The organism is Kocuria rosea subsp. polaris (assembly GCF_001483755.1).
In the GTDB taxonomy this organism is placed as follows: domain Bacteria; phylum Actinomycetota; class Actinomycetes; order Actinomycetales; family Micrococcaceae; genus Kocuria; species Kocuria cellulosilytica.
Genome location: NZ_LQBK01000004.1, coordinates 191,930 through 209,872 on the forward strand (window position 1 = coordinate 191,930; position 17,943 = coordinate 209,872).

Sequence of the window (17,943 nt, forward strand, 5' to 3'; positions counted from 1 at the left end):
CCGGGGCGGCGCGAATCTCCTGCGGGGCCTCCGGGGCGCTACCGTGAGCTTCGATCGCAGCCCTCGCGCTGCCCCGGTCCGTCCCGAAAGGTCCGCATGCCCTCCGTCCCCGGTGCCGCACCTCGTCGTGGTCCCGTGCTGTCCGCCCGTGCGGCCTTCTGGGTGCAGGCGTCCGTGCTCGTGGTGCTGCTGGCCGCCTCCAGCGCGCCGAGTCCGCTGTACCCGCTGTACCAGGAGCTGTGGGGCTTCCCGCCGGTCGTGCTGACCGTCATCTTCGCCGCGTACGTGGTGGCCCTGCTGACCGCGCTGCTCACGGTGGGGTCGCTGTCCGACCACCTGGGGCGCCGCCCGGTGCTGCTGGCCGCCCTGGTCCTGGAGATCGCCGCGATGGTCGTGTTCGTGGCTGCCGACAGCGAGGCCACCCTGGTGGCGGCGCGCCTGGTCCAGGGCGTGGCGACCGGCACCGCCACCGGCGCCCTCGGGGCCTACGTGATCGAGCTCGAGCCGGAGGGCCGCCGGGGGCTGGGCACCGTGCTCACCGGGGCGGGGCCGATCCTGGGCCTGGCCGGGGGAGCGGTGGCCTCGAGCCTCATCGTCGCGGCCGCCCCGGGGATGATCGACGCCGTCTACCTGGTGCTGCTCGGGCTGCTGGCGCTGCAGGTCGTGGGCACAGCGCTCGGCCCCGAGACCGTGGAGCGGGTCCCCGGGGCGCTGGCCTCGCTGCGCCCGCGCGTCTCCTTCCCGCCGGCCGTGCGGCGCTCGGCGGTGTGGGTGCTGCCCGCAGCGGCCGCGTGCTGGTCCCTGGGCGGGCTGATCATCTCCCTGGGCCCCAGCCTGGTGCGCTCGCTGACCGGGGCGGACTCCGTGGTGCTCACCGGCGTGGTGGTCGCGGCCCTGACGGGCACCGGCGGGATCGCGATCCTCTTCTTCGGCTCGACCGCACCCCGGCGGGTGCTCGCCGTGGGCATGAGCGTCCTGGTGGCGGGCATGGCCGCCACGATCGCGGCGCTCGCCGTCGGGTCCGTGGGCCTGTACCTCGCGGCCACGGTGCTGGCCGGCGTCGGCTTCGGGGCCGGCTTCCTCGGGGTCCTGCGCCTGCTCCTGCCGCAGGCGGCCCCGCACGAGCGGGCGGGGCTGCTCTCGGCGATCTACGTGGTCAGCTACCTCTCGCACAGCATCCCGGCCGTGGCGGCCGGGGCCGTCGCGGGTGCGGCGGGCCTGGTGCCCACGGCCGTCGGCTACGCGGCCATGGTGATGCTGCTGGCCGTGATCGTGCTCCTGGGCCTGCTCCGGAACCGCCCGCCCCGCTCATGATCTCCGGCGGTGGTGCAGGATGAGCAGCCGGGCGTAGCCGTCCATGAGGCGGTCGATGAGGTCGACCTTCAGGCACTCGTGCTCGGAGATCCTCCGCAGGGTGTGCAGGGAGGTCCCGTCGAACCGAACGGGCGGAGGCAGCTCGAGTCCGTCACCGGGCGGCTCGACGTCCAGCCGCCACGCGCCCAGGTCCTGCTGCGGGGTGGCGCCGTGTTCCCGTCGGCGCGCCCACAGCCGGCCGTCCGTGCCCACGACCACGCCGCGCACCACGTGCCACCCGTGGCCGCACGCCACCCGGGAGAACGCGTGGCCCACCAGGGGATAGGACCTGGCGCCGCGCGGAACGTGCGCGAGCTTGGCCGGCTTCAGGCCCTCCCGGCGCAGCAGCTCGCTCGCCTCGATCCCGACCTTCCGCACCTCGTCCAGGGCCCGTTGCAGCGCCGCCGCGTGGGCTCCGGACACCGGTGGGGTCCCGCGGCCGGGCTCCTGCCGTCTCGTAGGCTGTGCGGCGTCCCGGGAGCGGTGCTCGTCCTCGATGCTCATGTCACCCCTCATGTCGTCGGTGTCGATTCTATGTGCGTCACCTCACACGGACGGCGACCAGGAGCGGGCGGGACGGATGTGTCTCCGCCCGGGCCGGCGGGAGGGCCGGGTGGCCGAGGAGCTCTTGTGCGTCACCGGCGACCGACGATGATGGAGGGTGAACAGCCGCTCGGGCACCGGCCACGGCAGGGATCCCCGTGCCGCGAGGCCGTCGGCGGCGGCGACCTGGCCGCCCAGTTCGCCGAGGCCGGACTCCTGGACCAGCTGATGGTCTCCATCGCGCCGGTCACCCTTGGCGCCGGCCGCCCTCTGTTCCCCCGCCGCTTCGACCTGGAGCTGACGGACGTGGCCCGCAACCGCGCGTTCGTCTGCGCGACCTACCGGGTGGTGGGCCCGATGGCGCCCTCGGGTGGAGGGCCGACCTCCTGACCCCGAGGGGGCTCACATCTCGATGCGGTGGGCCTCCCGCAGGTTCACGAAGCGCTCGGGGTTCGAGGTCAGCACGATCGCCTGGGGCCGCTCCCCGGCGGTGGTGATGGCTGAGGCCAGCCGGCGGAGCCGCTGCGGATCGGAGGGGTGCTGGTCAGGCGACGCGGACGCTCCGTCGCAGAGGTCGCCGCCGTCGGGACGGGCACGGCGGAGTACCTGAAGGTGCTCGAGCAGGTGTACGGCTACGTCATCCCCTACCCGATCGAGCAGCTGCACGTGTCGAACCACGACCACCTCGGGCTGGTCCGGGCACTGGCCGCACGCGACGCTGCAACGGCCGTGCAGATCTCCCATCAGCACGTGGACCGGCTGCACCGGACCATGTTCGTGGGGCTCCTGGAGGCTCGCCCGGTGGGGGCTCCTCCGGATCCGCGTGACGCGCCGCCGCCCGGTGGGCGGTGCGCCGCACGCAACAGGTCAGCCGTTGATCCGGCTCACCCGGGCCGGGACGGGGGAGTCCGCCGTGGTGCCGGTGCCCAGCTGCCCCACCTGGTTCCGGCCCCAGGCCCAGACCGTGCCGTCCTGCGTGAGCGCGTGCGCGGCCAGGTGCATCGGCTCGAGCTCCCGGACCGGGGGAAGGCCGGCGACCTGCACCGGGACGGACGAGTTCGTCGTGGTGCCGTCCCCGAGCTGCCCGAATCCGTTCAGACCCCAGGCCCAGGCCGTGCCGTCCGCCGTGACGGCGTACGCGGAGGAGCCGTTCACCGCGACGTTCTCGACCTGGGAGAGCCCGGTGACCCGGACCGGGACGGAGGAGTTCGTCGTGGTGCCGTTGCCCAGCTGACCGGCGTAGTTGCCGCCCCAGGCCTGGACCGTACCGTCCTCCGTCAGTGCCTGCGCGAAGGCGAGGCCTGCCGCGAGGCTCTCGACCCCGGAGAGCCCGGTGACCTGGGCGGGGACGGAGGAGTTCGTCGTGGTGCCGTTGCCCAGCTGACCGGCGTGGTTGCCGCCCCAGGCCCGGACCGTGCCGTCCGAGCGGAGCGCGTAGACCGAGGAACCGCCCGTCGTGAGGCTCTCGACCCCGGACAGTCCGGCGATCCGGACCGGGACGGAGGAGTTCGTCGCGGTGCCGTTCCCCAGCTCACCGCTCCTGTTGTAGCCCCAGGCCCAGACCGTTCCGTCCGTGGTCAGGGCATACGCGGAGGCACCGCTCGCCGCCAGGCTCTCGACCCCGGGCAGTCCCGTGACCCGGACCGGGACGGAGGAGTTCTTCGTGCTGCCGTTGCCCAGCTCGCCGAAGGCATTCGAGCCCCAGGCCCACACCGTTCCGTCCGTGGTCACCGCATACGAGGAGCGTCCGTTCGTCGCGAGGCTCTCGACCCCGGGAAGTCCCGTGACCCGGACGGGGACGCTGACCCGGGCGGGGGAGCCCGCCGTGGTGCCGATCCCGAGCTGCCCGGCGTGGTTCCCGCCCCACGCCCAGACGGCGCCGTCGGCCGTGAGGGCGAACACGGAGGCACCGCCCGTTGCCAGGCTCTCGACGTCGGAGAGCCCGGCGACCTGGACGGGGAAAGAGGAGTTCGTCGTGGTGCCGTTGCCCAGCTGACCGGCGTAGTTGCCGCCCCAGGCCCAGACGGTGCCGTCGGCCCGGACCGCGTAGGCCGCCTCGTAGCCGGTGCCGAGTTCAGCGGTCGGGACGTCCCGGCCCGGCAGGAGCGGGTCGAGACGGTGGAGGAAGGCGGCCATCTGGTCGCGCAGCACGGGCTGGTAGGGGCGGAAGAGCCGGGTGCCGTCGGGCCCGGACCAGCCGGTGGAGATCCCGGTCTGGGCCAGCCAGGAGATCTCCTCGTAGAAGTCCTGGCTGGTGGGCACGTCCGCGAACGGAACCGCCCCGCTGTGCTCGGCCTGCGGCGCCGTCAGCGGGACGACCTGCGGAGCCCCCGGCGGCGCCTGGGCGCGCACCGGAGCCGTGCCGGCCTGGGCGAGACCGGCGGCGCCCAGCAGCATCAGGGCCACCAGCACTCCGAGGATCGAGCGGAAGAGGCGAAATCCGGGACGCACCATGTCCGCGACTCCTTGCCGGCAGGGGCACCGACCGCGGACGTGCTGCGAGGGCCGGCGAGTACTGATGCAAATCATACCGAGCCGTGCCTCGAGCCGTTCCTGTGTGACAGAGGCGCCCGGGAACGCGCCGGTGGGCCCGGGATCCCGAGCGCCCGACTCGTGGTGGTTCCGGCCGGGCTCACATCTCGATCCGGTGGGCCTCCCGCAGGTTCACGAAGCGCTCGGGGTTCGAGGTCAGCACGATCACCTGGGTCCGCTCCCCGGCGGTGGTGATGGCCGAGGCGAGCCGGCGGAGCCGCTGCGGATCGGAGTGGCCCAGGGCGTCGTCGAGCAGCACCGGCACGCCGTCCTCCGGGTCCACGAGCAGAGCGGTGGCGAGCCGGATGAGGATCACCAGCTGCTCCTTGGCGCCCGTGGACAGGGCGGAGAACGGCAGCCAGTCGCCGTGGAGCTTGCGCTGCTCGACCTCCAGGGACCCGCTCACCAGGACCTCGAAGTCCGGTCCGTAGACCGCCTTGCCCAGCTGCTCCACCTCGGTGCGGAACGGCTGGACGTACTGGGCGTGGGCGCGCTCGCGGTGCTCCAGCAGGGTCCGTTCCAGGAGCAGGGCGGCCTCGGCCCGTCGTTCGACCCCGGCGAGGTGGCGCCGGGCCGCCTCGAGCCGCGTCCCGGCCTGGTCGTGGGCCAGCTGCACCCGGTCCCGGCCCATGCCCTCGAGCCGGCCCTGCAGGGAGTTGTGGCGGCTCCGCCGCTCGGCCAGCAGCGTCTCGAGCCCCTCGATCTCGTCCGAGACGTGCTGCCGGTCCCCGAGCACCCGGTCGGCGTCGAGTCCGGCGAGGGCCGCCTCGTGGCCCTCGATCTCCTCCTGGACCGTGGCGAGCGCCTCGGCCGCCGCGGCGGCGGCACGGTCGAGGTCCTCGTCCGGCACCTCGCGGCGGGCGTCCTCGAGCCGGGCCCTGCCGGCGGTGAGGGCCCGCTCCTGCTCGAGCGCGGCGCCCTGGAGGGAGTGCAGCGTGGTCTGGGCGGACTGCAGGGCGGACCGGGCCGCCTCGGCGGCTGCCTCGGCGCGGTGCACGGCGTCCTCGGCCTCGGTGAGGGCGGCCTCGGCGGTCTCCACCGTCTCCTGGGCGTCGGCGGCGGTCGCCGGCAGCGGCACCCCGTCGTCGCGCCGGCCGCCGTACTGCTCGATCGCGGCGGCGAGGCGGTCCCGGTCGTCCCGCAGGCGGCTCTCGTCCTCGCCGCCGAGCAGGCGGTCGCGCTGGGCCGCGGCCTCGCGCACCTGCTGCGCCAGCTCCTGGGCCGCGCGCCACTCCGCGCGGGCCTCGGCGACCGACCCGACGCCGTGCCGCGCCAGCAGCGCGGTGCACCGTTCGCGGGCGGTGCGGGCGGCGTCCCGGCGGGTCTCGATGCCCTGCTCCGGGAGGACCCGCACCCGCCACTCGCCGGGGATCTCGACCTCGACCTCGTCCGTCACCGGCACGGACCACGGCTCTCCCGGGCCGACCTCCTCGGTCTCGCCGCCGCGCACGATCGGGCGTGCGCGGCCCAGCGCGGTGAGCTCCACCCGGGCGCTGCCGGCCGCCAGCTCCGCCTCGGCCTTCTCCGCCGCCCGCTCGGCCCGCTCGAGCTCGTCGACGATCTCCTCGTCGATCTCGGTGCCGGGGCGGGAACCCAGCTCGGCCAGCTGCGCCCGGACCGCCTCGAGGGAGTCCAGGATCTCGAGCGCGCGGCGGTGGCGCTCGACGTCGTCGAGGTGCTTCCGGTCCTCCCGCGCGGACCGGTGGGCGGCGCGGGCCTCCTGCACCGCGGCCTGGGCCGCGGCCCGGCGCTCCTCGGCCTCCTCGGCGTGCTCGCGCACCGGGGCGAGCTCCTGCTCGCAGGACCGCAGGTCCCCGGCGAGCGCCGTGCTGCGCTCCTCGTCGGCGGCGAGCGCGGCCACGAGCTCCGTGCGGCGGGCGGAGCGCTCGCGGGCCCGGTCCAGCTCGGCCCGGGCGGCGTCCCGGCGGCGCTGCGCCTCCTGCCGCTGCCGCTGGACGGCCTCGATCTCCCCGGCGGCCCGGTCCAGCTCCGTCTTCTCCGTGCGGGCGGCGCCGAGCTTCCGGCCGGTGGCGGCGATCACCTCGGTGAGCTCCGCCAGCTCCTCCTCGACCACCGTGATGTCCCGCAGCTCCTCGGCGGTCTCCGCGGCCGCGGTCTCGGCCGCATGGCAGTCCGTCTCGGCCTGGACGAACCGGGCGTTCTTCTTCCGGGTCGCGGTCCAGTACTTGTCGCACTCGGCGCGCACGCGCTCCAGGAGGGAGGCGACCTCGCGGTCGTCGCCCTGGGCCTGGTCGGCGTGGCACTCCAGGGCCCGGCGCAGCGCCGCGCTGTCGGTGAGGGCGTTCTGGGTCAGCCCGCCGGCCTGCATGAAGCGCAGGGCCTTCCACAGCGCGGTGTCGGCTCCGCCCCACAGCTGCTCGGCGGCGTCGTGGGCCTCGCGGCCGGTGAGCGTGCGGCCGTCCCCGCCCACGTGGCGGAGGGTCGTGGACGGCCGCTTCAGCCACTGCTTGGTGTAGACGACCCGGGTGGGCCCGATCGAGAACTCCGCCTCCACGAGGACAGGCACGTCCCGGCCGGCGGGCTTCGCCCCGGTGATCTTCTTGTGCTTGCTGTTGTCCGGGAGCTCGATCAGCGCGTCCAGGGCGTCGATCATCGAGGTCTTGCCGATCTCGTTGCGGCCGGTCAGCACGACGACCCCCGCGTCGGGGAACTCGACCTCGCGGGCGGTCACGCCGCGGAAGTTCTCCAGCCGGAGACGGTGCAGCTTCATCGGGCAGGTCCTCCCACGAGTCGGTACAGGAGTCTGAGGGCGTCCCCGGCGGCGGGCGCGTCCTCGCCCTCGGACGCGGCCAGCTCGCGCAGCTCGGTGACGGCCTCGGCGGCGTACCCGCCGACGTCGAGGTCCTCGAACTCGTGCTGGTCCGGGACCACCGCGAGGTCGGTGTGCCGCTCCCACGCGTTGAGGCTCGCGAAGACCTCGGCCTGCTGCTCGAGCAGCAGGTCCAGCTCCGCGGACTCCGAGAGGTTCAGGGTGCCGGTGAACACGGTCTTGAGGATGATCCGCTCCTTCGGGGTGAGCGCGGCGAGCTCGGCCCGCAGCGCCTCGACGTCGCCGGCGCCGTCGAGCTGGCGTTCGAGCACCCGGTGCTCCCACCGCCCCACCTCGTGGGAGGTCACCCGGGCGCCGGAGCCGTCCAGCGCCACCTCGAGGACGTGTCCGCGGCCGGGTTCGCGGAAGCCCGTGGACTCGTGGGTGCCGGAGTAGTGGATCGCGCCGCGGTCGTCCTCGGGCCAGCGGATGTGCCGGTCGCCGAGCGCCACGTAGTGGATCAGCCCACCGGCCAGCGCCTCGTCCAGGGGCGCGCGGCGCACGGTGACCTGGGAGGTGCGGTCGGGGTCGAGCTCGTCGAGCATTCCGTGGCCGACGACGACGCGCAGCGTCCCGTCCGCCGCCAGCCCCTCCAGGGCCGGGGCGACCGGGTCCGCGTCGGGGCGCTTGCTGCGCCAGGGCGCGGCCACCAGCTCGACGCCCTCGGCGACGGGCCACGGGCCCACCTCGTCCAGGAGGACCACGTTCTCGGGCTTCGCGCCGAGGAAGGCCTCCTGGGCGTAGAGGGATCCCGGCCCGAGGGGGTCGTGGTTGCCGGGCAGCAGGTACACCGGCAGCTGAACCGAGCCCATGGCGTCCAGGGCGCGCCCCACGTCCCGCCGGCTCAGGTTGGCGTGCTCGAAGACGTCGCCGGCCACCAGCACGAACGCGCAGTCCCGGGCGCGGGCCAGCTCCCCGATGCGGCGGATCGTCTCGACCCGGTCGCCGGTGTAGCGGGACTGGGCCTCGCCCTCGAGGTAGTGCCGGGTCATGCCCAGCTGCCAGTCGCTCGTGTGGAGGAAACGGATGCTCGTCATCGAGGCTCCTCGTGCGGTCGGGGGTGCTGTCCTGGGGGTGCGGCTCCTCTGCCACGCTATCGGCACCGGCGGACACCGCAGGCCCCGGCACCCCGGTCCGCCCCTGACGGGCGCCGGGGAGGCGACGGACGGGCCGTCGCCTCCCCGGGCGTGCGGTCAGCGCTGCACGGGGTCGCCGGCGCCGAGCAGCCGCGCGATCGCGCCGCGGTCGGGGACGGCCTCCCAGTCGCCCGGCGCCGTGCAGGCGATGGCCCCGCACGCGGCGGCCGTGCGGAGCCGCTCCGGCAGCGGCTCGCCGGCGATCAGCTCGGCGAGGTAGCCGGCCACGAAGGCGTCGCCGGCGCCGACGGTGTCGACGGCCTGCACCGCGAACGCCGGCACCTCCGCCCGCTCGCCGCCCTCGAAGCCCACGGCGCCGTGCTCGCCGCGCTTCACGACCACCTGCGCCGGCCCCATCGCGGCGACGGCCTCCGCCTGCGCGGTCAGGCCGCGCTCGCCGGTCAGCAGCTCCGCCTCGTCCTCGCCCGCGAAGACGAGGTCGGCGCGGGCGGCGAGCGAGCGGTAGACGGGCACCGCCTGCTCGGCGTCCCACAGCCGCGAGCGGTGGTTGACGTCGAACGAGACGACCGCGCCCGCCCGGTGCGCCGCGTCGATCGCCGCGTCGAGGGCGCGGCGGGCGGACTCGCTGACGGCGGCGGTGATGCCGGTCAGGTGGAGCACGCGCGCGGCGCGGATGCGGTCGAGGTCGAGGTCCGCGGGCCCGAGGCGGGAGCCCGCGCTGCCGGCGCGGTAGTAGCTGATGGCGCTGGCCCCGGCTGTGGGACGCTCCTTGAGCATGAGCCCGGTCGGGGCGCCCGGGTCGCGGGTGACGACCGGCACGACCCCTTCGGCGCGCAGCTGGCGCTCGACGAGCCGGCCGAGCGCGTCGTCGCCCAGCCGGCCCACCCACGTGACGGGCACGCCGAGGCGGGCGAGCCCGATCGCGACGTTGCTCTCGGCGCCGCCGAAGCCCAGGTCCATCGACGGCACGAGCTCGAGCCGGCCGATCCGGGAGGCGACGAGCAGCCCGAGGGACTCGCCCAGGGTGATGACGCTCATGCCGCCGCCTCCTGGACGGCGACGGCCTCGCGCGCGGCCGCCTCGACCGCGCCGGCCCCGGCCGCGACCCGCTCGCCCGAGGCGATCCACGAGCCGCTGGCGGCGAAGACGGCCGGGTGGGCGAGGTACTCGGCGAGGTTCGCCGGGTTCACGCCGCCGCTGGGCATGAAGCCGATGCCGGGGAAGACGGGCGCCAGCGCGCCGATGAGCGCCAGACCGCCGGCGACTCCCGCCGGGAAGAGCTTCAGCCGGTCGAGCCCGAGGCGGATCCCGCGCTGCACGTCGCTGGGCGTCATGATGCCGGGCAGCACGGGCACGCCGGCGGCGAGGGCCGCCTCGACCACCTCCTCGTCGAGCCCCGGGGCGACGACGAACGACGCGCCCAGGTCGAGGCTGCGCCGCAGCTGCTCGACGCTCAGCACCGTGCCGGCGCCGACGACCACGTCCCCGCGGGCGGCGATCCGCTCGATCGCCGCCAGGCCGTAGTCGTTGCGCAGCGCGACCTCGAGGACCGGCAGGCCGCCGGCCACCAGGCCGTCGGCGATCGTGTCGGCGGCGGAGGCGTCCTGGACGGTCGCCAGCGGCACGACGCCGCCGAGGAGCGGGGAGCGGGTTCCGGTGAGGTCGCTCATCGTGCCATCCACCCGCCGTCGACCGGCAGTGTCACGCCCGTGACGTAGGCGGCGGCCGGGCTCGCGAGGAACGCGGTGGCCCCCTGCAGGTCCGCCGGCCGCCCCCACCGGCCGGCGGGGATGCGCTCGAGGATCGCCTGCGAGCGGTCCTCGTCCGCGCGCAGCGCCGCGGTGTTGTCGGTGGCGATGTAGCCGGGCGCGATGGCGTTGACGGTCACCCCGTGCCGCGACCACTCGTTGCTGAGCGCCTTCACCAGGCCGACGACGCCGGACTTCGCCGCGGTGTAGCCGGGCACGTTGATGCCGCCCTGGAAGCTGAGCAGGCTGGCCGTGAAGATGATGCGGCCGCCGCCGCGCTCGACCATCGAGGCGCCGACCGTCTGGGTGAGGACGAACTGGCTGCGCAGGTTCACGTCCAGCACCTCGTCCCACCACTCGAGGGGGTGCTCGGCGGCGGGGGAGCGGCGGATGGTGCCGGCGTTGTTCACCAGGATGTCGGCACGGTCCCGCACCGCGTCGCCGAAGGCGCAGACGGCCTCGCGGTCGGTGAAGTCGACGGCGTGGCCCTCGAAGGCGCGGCCGAGCTCGCGCACGCGCCCGCCGATCGCCCCGCCATCGGCCTCCTGGCGGGTGGAGGCGGCGATGATGTCGGCGCCGGCCATCGCGAGCGCCTCCGCCATGGCGAAGCCGATGCCGCGGCGGGCGCCGGTGACCACGGCGGTCGTGCCGGTGAGGTCGAAGGAGATGCTCATCGGGACACCCCCTGCACGTCGACCAGGATCTTCATCGCGGCCGCGGACAGCAGCGCGTCGAAGGCGGTCATCGTCTCCTCGAGCGGCACGACGCACGTGATCAGCGCGTCGGCGGGCACGGCGCCCTCGGCGAGCAGGCCGACGGCACGCTCGAAGTCCTCCCGCTCGTAGACCCGGGCGCCGAGCACCTCGAGCTCCCGCCAGAAGATCCGGTGCAGGTCGACCGGCACCGGCTCCGGGTGGATGGCGACGAACACGACGCGGCCGCGGGTGCGGGCGTGGCGGGTGGCGTCGAGGGCGGTGCCGCGGGTGCCGGCCACCTCGAAGACCACGTCGGCGCCGGCGCCGGCGGTGCGCTCCGCGACGACCGCGGAGAGGTCCTCGGCGGCGGGGTCGACGACGACCGCGCCCTGCTGCTCGGCGAACGCGCGGCGGGCGGCGTCCGGTTCGGCGAGGACCACCTCGGCGCCGGCCGCGCGCGCGACCACGGCGATGAGCTGGCCGATGGGGCCGCCGCCGATGACCACGGCCGTCTCGCCCGCCGTCAGCCGCGAGCGGCGCACGTCGTGCACCGCGACGGCGAGCGGCTCGACGAGCGCGGCGTGCTGGAGGGAGACGCCCTCGGGCAGCGGCACCACGAGCGAGGCCGGCACGGTCCACTGCTCCTGGAGCGCGCCGGGCGAGTCGACGCCGACGAAGTCCAGCCGCTGGCAGATGTGCTGGTGCCCGGCGCGGCAGGAGGCGCACTCGCCGCACCAGCGCAGCGGCATCACGGTGACGGGCCGGCCGATCTCCAGGGTGTCGACGTCGTCGCCGACCGCGTCCACGACGCCGCTCATCTCATGCCCGATCACGGCCGGGGCCGCGACGCGCGCGTCCATGTGTCCCTGCACGATGTGCAGGTCGGTCCCGCAGATGCCGTTGTAGGCGACGCGGATGGTCACCTCGCCCGGCCCGGGGCGCTGGGGCTCGGCGCCGCCGACCTCGATCCGCCCGCCGCCGATGTATCTCGCTGCTCGCACTGCCGTCTCCTTCGTGAGGCCGGTCCGCCACTTTGTGAAACTCAGTTCTGTTCGGAGTTCCGTCTGGCGCAACTCGGTTCTGTCTGGTTAGAGTAGCCCCTGACCCCGCCAGTGGCGCAAATCACGTCGCCACGGCGACTCACCGAGGAGGAACTCATGCAGGGACGACGGATGCTGGGCACGATGGGCGTCGCAGCGGTCATGACGGCGGGACTGGCGTCCTGCTCCGCCGAGGCGGGAGACGGCGCAGGGACGACCTTCCGCGTCGCCTTCAACCAGGACATCGACCACCCGCAGGCGCAGGCGCTCACCGAGCTCTCGGAGGAGCTGGAGACCCGCACCGAGGGCCGGTACGCGCTCGAGCTCTACACCGACGAGACGCTCGGCGACCAGGCGGCCACCATCGAGCAGGTGCAGTCGGGCACCATCGACCTCGCGGTCGTGGCGGGACCGCTGCTCGAGAACTTCGAACCGGACTTCTCGACCGTGAACCTGCCCTACCTCTACGAGTCGCCCGAGCACCAGCTGTCGGTGCTCAACGACCGCGAGGTCGTCGGGGAGCTCTACGACACCCTGGTCGACGACGACATCCAGGTGCTCACCGCCTACCACGGCGGTGTGCGCAACGTGTACTCGAGCGAGGGGCCGGTCGAGACGCCCGCCGACCTCGCGGGACAGAAGATCCGCGTCATCGGCTCGGACACGAACGTGCGCATGATGGAGCTCATGGGCGGCGTGGGCACGCCGATGGCGCAGGGCGAGGTCTTCACCGCGATCCAGTCGGGCGTGCTCGACGGCGCGGAGAACAACGAGCTCATCTACTCCTCGCTCTCGCACGACGAGATCGCCCCGTACTACTCGCGCACCGAGCACCTCATGATGCCGGACTACCTGGTCGCGAACCCGGGCGTGTGGGAGGGCATCCCGGAGGAGGACCGCGCGGTCTTCGAGGAGCTGCTCACGGCGTCGGTCGACACCGAGCTGGAGCTGTTCGGAACGGCGGTCGAGGAGGCCACCGCCGCCGCCGAGGAGGCCGGCGCGCAGTTCAACGACGTCGACGTCGAGGTGTTCCGCGAGGCCGTGCAGCCGCTGCACGAGGAGAGCGTCACCAGCGACCTGGCCCGCTCGGTCTACGACGCGATCGAGGCGGCGCGCGGCTGATGGCCACCACGGAACTCACGACCACCGCGCGGGCGTGGCTCGACGGCGCGCTCCGCGGGATCTGCGTCGGCCTCTTTGCGCTGCTGGTGCTGCTGGTGGTGTGGCAGGTCTTCACCCGCCTCGTGCTCGGCCAGCCGAGCGCCTGGTCCGAGGAGGCGGCACGGCACACCTTCGTGTGGGTCAGCCTGATCGGCATTGCCATCGCGGTCGGTGAGAAGGCCGACGTCATCATGGACTTCCTCGTCGAACGGCTGCCGGTCCCCGTCCAGCGCGGCGCCGACGTGGTCGCGTACCTCGCGACGCTCGCCTTCGTGCTGTACGTGATGGTCTTCGGCGGCCTCCAGCAGTCCGTCCTGGCGTGGGGGCAGCAGAACCCGCTGCTGCCCCTCACGCAGGGCCAGCTCTACCTGGCCCTGCCGGTCTCCGGCGTGCTGCTGACCGTCTACCTGACCATCCACCTCGTCGGCACCTTCTTCCCCGGCTACCAGGGGCACGTGGGCGTCGACGAAGACCTCGAGGCGGCGGCGCTGTGATCGATCCCGCTGCCATCAGCGCCATCCTGATCGGCGGGCTCGTGCTGCTGCTCGCGGTCGGCGCCCCCGTCTCCGTGTCCATCGGCCTGCCGTCGGCACTGTGCATGCTGCTGATCGTCGACTTCGACCGGGGCGCGGTCACCGCCGCCCAGCAGATGGTCGGCGGGGTCGACTCGTTCGCGCTGCTCGCCATCCCGTTCTTCGTCCTCGCCGGCGTGATCATGAACACCGGCGGCATCGCGGAGCGGCTGATCAACCTCGCCCGCGTGCTGGTGGGTCGCACCCCCGCGCCGCTGGTGCAGACCAACGTGATCGCCAACGCGATCTTCGGCTCCGTCTCCGGCTCCGCGGTGGCCAGCGCCGCCGCCATCGGCTCCACCATGTCCCCGATGCAGCGGCGCTCGGGCTACGACCGGGCCTTCAGCGCGGCGGCGAACATCGCCTCGGCCCCGGCCGGCATGCTGATCCCGCCGAGCAACACCCTCATCGTGTACTCGCTCGCCGCCGGCGGCACGTCGATCGGCGCGCTGTTCGTGGCCGGCTACGTCCCGGGCCTGCTGTGGGCGCTGGCCTGCGGGGCCGTCGGCTTCGCCTACGCGCGCCGGCACCCCGAGCTGCGGGGCGAGCCGTGGCCCGAGCTCTCGGTCCTCCTGGCCACGCTGTGGCGCGCGGTCCCCTCGCTCGGGCTGATCGTGGTGGCGATCGGCGGCATCGTGGTCGGCTTCTTCACGCCGACCGAGGGCTCGGCCGTGGCCGTGGTCTACTCGCTGCTGCTCTCGTTCCTCTACCGCACCGTCTCGGCCAAGGACCTGCCGCGCATCCTGTTCGACGCCACCCGGACGAGCGCGATCGTGATCTTCCTGATCGCGGTCTCGACGATCATGTCCTACGTCATGACCTACGCCCGGCTGCCGCAGCTGATCGCCGAGTCGCTGTTCGGCTGGACCGACTCGAAGGTCGTCGTGCTGCTGATCATGATGCTCGTGCTGCTGCTGATCGGCATCCCGCTCGACCCGACGCCGGCGATCCTGATCTTCACGCCGATCTTCCTGCCGATCGCCGTGTCCTACGGCATCGACCCGGTGCACTTCGGCATCGTGATGGTCTTCAACCTCTCGATCGCGGTCATCTCGCCGCCCTCGGCGCCCGTGCTCTTCGTCGGCGCCCAGGTCGCGAAGCTGAAGCTCGAGCCCGTCATCGTCAAACTGGTGCCGTTCCTGCTCGTGCTCATCGCGCTGCTGTTCGTCATCGTCTTCGTCCCCCAGCTGTCCCTGTGGCTCCCCGGCCTCATGGGCCTGCTCTGAACACCCCACCGGAAGGAAACACCATGACCGCCGTCCACGGCCCCACCTCGCCCGAGCAGATCCCCGGCGCCACCCAGCAGCAGCTGCGCGAGCGCTACCTCGTCGAGGACCTCTTCGTCCCCGGCAGCGTGCGCACCGCCGTCACCCACTACGACCGCGTGGTCGCCGTCGGCGCCGTGCCGACCGACGCGCCGCTGGCCCTCGAAGCCGTGCCGGAGATCCGCAGCGACCAGTTCCTCGACCACCGCGAGATCGGCATCGTCAACATCGGTGCGGGCGGCGCCGTCGTCGCCGACGGCGAGCGTCACCCGATGGCGACCGGCGCGTGCCTCTACCTCGGCCGCGGCGTCCGGGACGTCTCGTTCGAGTCCGACGACGCCGCCGCCCCCGCCCGCTTCTACGGCTTCTCGGCGCCGGCGCACACCACGTACCCGATCGCGCTCGTCGAGCCGGGGCAGGGCACGGTGCGGGAGCTCGGCGACCCGCTGACCTCGAACCGCCGCACGCTCAACCAGTACATCCACGAGAACGGGGTGCGCAGCTGCCAGGTGGTCATGGGCGTGACGCAGCTGCACCCCGGTAGCATGTGGAACACGATGCCGGCGCACACGCACGACCGCCGCACCGAGTTCTACGTCTACTTCGACGTGCCCGAGGACGCCCGCGTGGTCCACCTCATGGGTGAGCCGTCCGAGACGCGCCACCTGCTGGTCGGCGACGGCGGGCTGGTGCTCTCGCCGTCGTGGTCGATCCACTCGGGCGTGGGAACGTCGAACTACTCGTTCGTGTGGGCGATGGCCGGCGAGAACCAGTCCTTCGACGACATGGACGGCGTCGCGATCGTCGACATGAGATGAGGTGGCCATGACCACGGAGCCCCGGGCGCTCGACACGAGACCTGCGCCCTCGGCGGGCGCGAGCGAGAAGACGCTGCGGGTGCTCGAGGCCGCGATCCTCTACGACCGCTTCACCGACATCGTGGAGGAGACCGGACTGGCCAAGGCCACCGTGCACCGGATCCTCGCGACGCTCGTCGAGCAGAAGTTCATCACCGGTGACAGCGATCGCGGCTATCACCCGGGCTCCCGCTTCCTCGGCATCGCCGGGCGGGCCATCTCGCGGCTCGACATCTCCTTCCTCGCCGAGCCGATCGTCGAGGAGCTCGTGCGCGAGGTCGACTGCACCATCCACGTCGGCGTCGTCAACGGCTTCGAGATGGTCTATGTCATCCGCAAGGACTCGTCGAAGCCCTACCGGATGGCGTCCCGCGTGGGCCTGTCCATGCCGATGCACTGCTCGGGCATGGGCAAGGCCGTGCTCGCGTACTGGCCTCCCGAGCAGGTGGACCGGCTCATTGCCGAGGTCGGCCTGCCGCCGCGCACCGACCGGACCATCACGGACGCCGGCCGGCTGCACGCCGAGCTCGCCGAGGTGCGGCAGCGCGGCTACGCGCTCGACCTCGGCGAGAACGAGGTCGGCACTGTGTGCGTCTCCGCGCCGATCCGCGACCACCTCGGCCACGTGACGTACGGCCTGTCGATCTCGTCGATCGCCCTCGAGCACCCCGGTTCGAGCATCGAGCAGTTCGCGCCGCAGGCGATCGCCGCCGCCGACGCGATCTCCCGGGCGCTCGGCTCCTCGGTCGGCCGCGCCGGCGAGTAGCACGACGGCGCGCTCCGGGCCCAGCACTCCGAGCCCCGCGCTCCGGGCCCCGCGCTTCGGCGGCGTGTGCTTGAGTGGACGCATGGAGCCGAGCAGCCGGAAGGACCTGTGGGCGGCCGTCCACGCCGAGCGCGCCCGCCTGGCCGAGGACCTGGCCGGCCTGGACGACATGCAGTGGGCGGAGCATTCCCTGTGCGGTCGGTGGACCGTGGAGGACGTCGTCGCCCACCTCACCGCGGCCGCGAGCACCGGCCGGCTCCGCTGGCTCCGGAGCGTGCTGGGGGCCCGCTTCGACTTCGACCTGCACAACCAGCGGCGGCTCGAGGAGCACCGGGGCGCCACCCCGGCCGAGACGCTCCGGCGCTTCCGGGCCGTGGTCGGGAGCACGAAGGCGCCCTCGGGGGACACCGCGGCCTGGCTGGGGGAGGTCGTGGTGCACAGCCAGGACGTCCGCCGCCCGCTCGGGCTGCCGCGCACGCCCCCGGTCGGGACCGTGACCGCGGTGGCACGGTTCTTCGCGGGCCGGGACTTCGCGGTGCCCAGCCGCAGCACCGCCCAGGGCCTGCACCTCGTGGCGACCGACGGCCCGTTCGAATCCGGAACCGGGCCCCTGGTCCGCGGGACCACGCTGGCGATCGTCATGGCGATGGCCGGCCGCGAGGCCTTCTGCGACGACCTCACGGGTGAGGGCGTGTCGATCCTGCGGTCCCGCTGCTCGCCCGCCTGAGCGAGCAACCTGAGAGAGTGAGGAGAGGACCGGCCGCGCGCCGGTCCCGCACGACACCACACACCCGAGCAGAGGAGACACCTTGGCCGAGACCATCGCCGGCATCACCGTTCCGGACTCCGCCCTCGTCCGCGAGACCACCGAGCTGGTCCGCCGGGCCGCCGACGAGAGCCTGTTCAACCACTCCCGCCGAGTCTTCCTCTTCGGCATGCTCAAGTCCGCCGCGCGCGGGCTCGAGGTGGACCCGGAGCTCGCCTACGTGGGGGCGATGTTCCACGACCTCGGCCTCACCGACGAGTACCGCACCCAGGACCAGCGCTTCGAGATCGACGGCGCCGCGGCGGCGCAGGCGTTCCTGCGGGACCACGGCCGCTCCGCGGCGGAGGCCCGCCGCGTGTGGCTGGCGATCGCCCTGCACACCACCCCGGAGATCCCGCTGCACCTGGAGCCCGAGGTTGCCGTGGTCACCCTCGGCGTCGAGACCGACGTGCTGGGCCTGGACCTGGACCAGATCTCCGAGGAGCACCGCGCCGAGGTCGTCGCCGCGCACCCCCGGCCGGACTTCAAGAACAAGATCCTCCGCGCGTTCTACGACGGCATGTCCGACCGTCCCGACACCACCTTCGGCACCATGAACGACGACGTGCTCGCTCACTTCGACCCGGACTTCCACCGGGAGGACTTCGTGCGCGTCATCCAGGAGAACGCCTGGCCCGAGTGAGCGCCGAGGGCCTCCGCAGTCCGGCGGAGGCCCCGG

General features: G+C 73.7%; 18 protein-coding genes. 9 read left to right on the forward strand and 9 right to left on the reverse strand.

Translation table 11 applies throughout. The annotated features are described in order from the left end of the window. Positions 1-96 precede the first annotated feature (96 nt). Positions 97-1,314 (forward strand): MFS transporter, encoded by a 1,218-nt coding sequence (locus AVL61_RS03300; protein ID WP_058872923.1) that lies wholly within the window; start codon positions 97-99, stop codon positions 1,312-1,314. On the opposite strand, the gene AVL61_RS03305 is transcribed toward AVL61_RS03300, so the two are convergent. Next, positions 1,309-1,857, reverse strand: coding sequence for a hypothetical protein (locus tag AVL61_RS03305; RefSeq protein ID WP_058872924.1), 549 nt, complete (start codon positions 1,855-1,857; stop codon positions 1,309-1,311). The two genes, AVL61_RS03300 and AVL61_RS03305, sit on opposite strands and share 6 nt — an antisense overlap. Positions 1,858-2,004: 147 nt before the next feature. Here AVL61_RS03305 and AVL61_RS18340 point away from each other — a divergent pair, with 147 nt between their 5' ends. Continuing rightward, positions 2,005-2,286 carry a dihydrofolate reductase family protein gene (locus tag AVL61_RS18340; protein ID WP_331457098.1) on the forward strand — a complete coding sequence of 94 codons (282 nt, stop codon included), beginning with the start codon at positions 2,005-2,007 and terminating at the stop codon, positions 2,284-2,286. Positions 2,287-2,298: 12 nt separating this feature from the next. Here the strand turns inward: AVL61_RS18340 and AVL61_RS03315 are convergent, their stop codons facing one another. The 8 genes from AVL61_RS03315 to AVL61_RS03350 form a co-directional block, all read right to left on the reverse strand. Beyond that, complete coding sequence (locus AVL61_RS03315; RefSeq protein ID WP_058872925.1) at positions 2,299-2,661, reverse strand: hypothetical protein; 363 nt, start codon at positions 2,659-2,661, stop codon at positions 2,299-2,301. 102 nt (positions 2,662-2,763) lie between these two features. Further along, the gene (locus AVL61_RS03320) at positions 2,764-4,350 is read right to left on the reverse strand and encodes an RCC1 domain-containing protein (protein WP_058872926.1); all 1,587 of its coding nucleotides are present in this window, start codon (positions 4,348-4,350) and stop codon (positions 2,764-2,766) included. Positions 4,351-4,528: 178 nt separating this feature from the next. Continuing rightward, positions 4,529-7,159, reverse strand: a complete 2,631-nt coding sequence (locus AVL61_RS03325; RefSeq protein WP_058872927.1) for an AAA family ATPase — start codon at positions 7,157-7,159, stop codon at positions 4,529-4,531. Next, positions 7,156-8,295, reverse strand: a complete 1,140-nt coding sequence (locus tag AVL61_RS03330) for a metallophosphoesterase family protein (RefSeq protein WP_058872928.1) — start codon at positions 8,293-8,295, stop codon at positions 7,156-7,158. Before AVL61_RS03330 ends, AVL61_RS03325 begins: the two co-directional genes overlap by 4 nt. A 156-nt stretch (positions 8,296-8,451) precedes the next feature. After that, positions 8,452-9,393, reverse strand: a complete 942-nt coding sequence (locus tag AVL61_RS03335; RefSeq protein ID WP_058872929.1) for a sugar kinase — start codon at positions 9,391-9,393, stop codon at positions 8,452-8,454. Beyond that, positions 9,390-10,025, reverse strand: coding sequence for a bifunctional 4-hydroxy-2-oxoglutarate aldolase/2-dehydro-3-deoxy-phosphogluconate aldolase (locus AVL61_RS03340; RefSeq protein WP_058872930.1), 636 nt, complete (start codon positions 10,023-10,025; stop codon positions 9,390-9,392). The genes AVL61_RS03335 and AVL61_RS03340 overlap by 4 nt, the downstream gene beginning before the upstream one ends. Next, the gene (locus tag AVL61_RS03345; RefSeq protein ID WP_058872931.1) at positions 10,022-10,777 is read right to left on the reverse strand and encodes an SDR family oxidoreductase; all 756 of its coding nucleotides are present in this window, start codon (positions 10,775-10,777) and stop codon (positions 10,022-10,024) included. Before AVL61_RS03345 ends, AVL61_RS03340 begins: the two co-directional genes overlap by 4 nt. Beyond that, positions 10,774-11,799: a zinc-dependent alcohol dehydrogenase gene (locus AVL61_RS03350; protein ID WP_058872932.1), complete on the reverse strand. Its 1,026-nt coding sequence runs from the start codon at positions 11,797-11,799 to the stop codon at positions 10,774-10,776. The genes AVL61_RS03345 and AVL61_RS03350 overlap by 4 nt, the downstream gene beginning before the upstream one ends. A gap of 156 nt (positions 11,800-11,955) precedes the next feature. Here AVL61_RS03350 and AVL61_RS03355 point away from each other — a divergent pair, with 156 nt between their 5' ends. The 7 genes from AVL61_RS03355 to AVL61_RS03385 all read left to right on the forward strand — a co-directional run bounded on the left by AVL61_RS03355 (position 11,956) and on the right by AVL61_RS03385 (position 17,907). After that, positions 11,956-12,960 carry a TRAP transporter substrate-binding protein gene (locus tag AVL61_RS03355; protein ID WP_058872933.1) on the forward strand — a complete coding sequence of 335 codons (1,005 nt, stop codon included), beginning with the start codon at positions 11,956-11,958 and terminating at the stop codon, positions 12,958-12,960. Then, positions 12,960-13,493, forward strand: coding sequence for a TRAP transporter small permease (locus tag AVL61_RS03360; RefSeq protein ID WP_058872934.1), 534 nt, complete (start codon positions 12,960-12,962; stop codon positions 13,491-13,493). Before AVL61_RS03355 ends, AVL61_RS03360 begins: the two co-directional genes overlap by 1 nt. Beyond that, positions 13,490-14,797 (forward strand): TRAP transporter large permease, encoded by a 1,308-nt coding sequence (locus tag AVL61_RS03365; RefSeq protein ID WP_058872935.1) that lies wholly within the window; start codon positions 13,490-13,492, stop codon positions 14,795-14,797. Before AVL61_RS03360 ends, AVL61_RS03365 begins: the two co-directional genes overlap by 4 nt. Before the next feature lie 23 nt (positions 14,798-14,820). Continuing rightward, positions 14,821-15,654, forward strand: a complete 834-nt coding sequence (gene kduI, locus AVL61_RS03370; protein ID WP_058872936.1) for a 5-dehydro-4-deoxy-D-glucuronate isomerase — start codon at positions 14,821-14,823, stop codon at positions 15,652-15,654. A 7-nt stretch (positions 15,655-15,661) separates the two neighbouring features. After that, positions 15,662-16,459, forward strand: coding sequence for an IclR family transcriptional regulator (locus AVL61_RS03375; RefSeq protein WP_058873219.1), 798 nt, complete (start codon positions 15,662-15,664; stop codon positions 16,457-16,459). 82 nt (positions 16,460-16,541) lie between these two features. Beyond that, complete coding sequence (locus tag AVL61_RS03380; RefSeq protein WP_058872937.1) at positions 16,542-17,186, forward strand: maleylpyruvate isomerase family mycothiol-dependent enzyme; 645 nt, start codon at positions 16,542-16,544, stop codon at positions 17,184-17,186. A gap of 82 nt (positions 17,187-17,268) precedes the next feature. Further along, complete coding sequence (locus AVL61_RS03385) at positions 17,269-17,907, forward strand: HD domain-containing protein (protein WP_058872938.1); 639 nt, start codon at positions 17,269-17,271, stop codon at positions 17,905-17,907. Positions 17,908-17,943 lie beyond the last annotated feature (36 nt).

What these genes read in the sequence shown, in the direction of transcription:
- AVL61_RS03300 (WP_058872923.1), top strand. Translation starts at nt 97, where the DNA reads ATGCCCTCCGTCCCCGGTGCCGCACCTCGTCGTGGTCCCGTGCTGTCC.
- AVL61_RS03305 (WP_058872924.1), bottom strand. Translation starts at nt 1,857, where the DNA reads ATGAGCATCGAGGACGAGCACCGCTCCCGGGACGCCGCACAGCCTACG.
- AVL61_RS18340 (WP_331457098.1), top strand. Translation starts at nt 2,005, where the DNA reads ATGATGGAGGGTGAACAGCCGCTCGGGCACCGGCCACGGCAGGGATCC.
- AVL61_RS03320 (WP_058872926.1), bottom strand. Translation starts at nt 4,350, where the DNA reads ATGGTGCGTCCCGGATTTCGCCTCTTCCGCTCGATCCTCGGAGTGCTG.
- AVL61_RS03325 (WP_058872927.1), bottom strand. Translation starts at nt 7,159, where the DNA reads ATGAAGCTGCACCGTCTCCGGCTGGAGAACTTCCGCGGCGTGACCGCC.
- AVL61_RS03330 (WP_058872928.1), bottom strand. Translation starts at nt 8,295, where the DNA reads ATGACGAGCATCCGTTTCCTCCACACGAGCGACTGGCAGCTGGGCATG.
- AVL61_RS03335 (WP_058872929.1), bottom strand. Translation starts at nt 9,393, where the DNA reads ATGAGCGTCATCACCCTGGGCGAGTCCCTCGGGCTGCTCGTCGCCTCC.
- AVL61_RS03340 (WP_058872930.1), bottom strand. Translation starts at nt 10,025, where the DNA reads ATGAGCGACCTCACCGGAACCCGCTCCCCGCTCCTCGGCGGCGTCGTG.
- AVL61_RS03345 (WP_058872931.1), bottom strand. Translation starts at nt 10,777, where the DNA reads ATGAGCATCTCCTTCGACCTCACCGGCACGACCGCCGTGGTCACCGGC.
- AVL61_RS03355 (WP_058872933.1), top strand. Translation starts at nt 11,956, where the DNA reads ATGCAGGGACGACGGATGCTGGGCACGATGGGCGTCGCAGCGGTCATG.
- AVL61_RS03360 (WP_058872934.1), top strand. Translation starts at nt 12,960, where the DNA reads ATGGCCACCACGGAACTCACGACCACCGCGCGGGCGTGGCTCGACGGC.
- kduI (WP_058872936.1), top strand. Translation starts at nt 14,821, where the DNA reads ATGACCGCCGTCCACGGCCCCACCTCGCCCGAGCAGATCCCCGGCGCC.
- AVL61_RS03375 (WP_058873219.1), top strand. Translation starts at nt 15,662, where the DNA reads ATGACCACGGAGCCCCGGGCGCTCGACACGAGACCTGCGCCCTCGGCG.
- AVL61_RS03380 (WP_058872937.1), top strand. Translation starts at nt 16,542, where the DNA reads ATGGAGCCGAGCAGCCGGAAGGACCTGTGGGCGGCCGTCCACGCCGAG.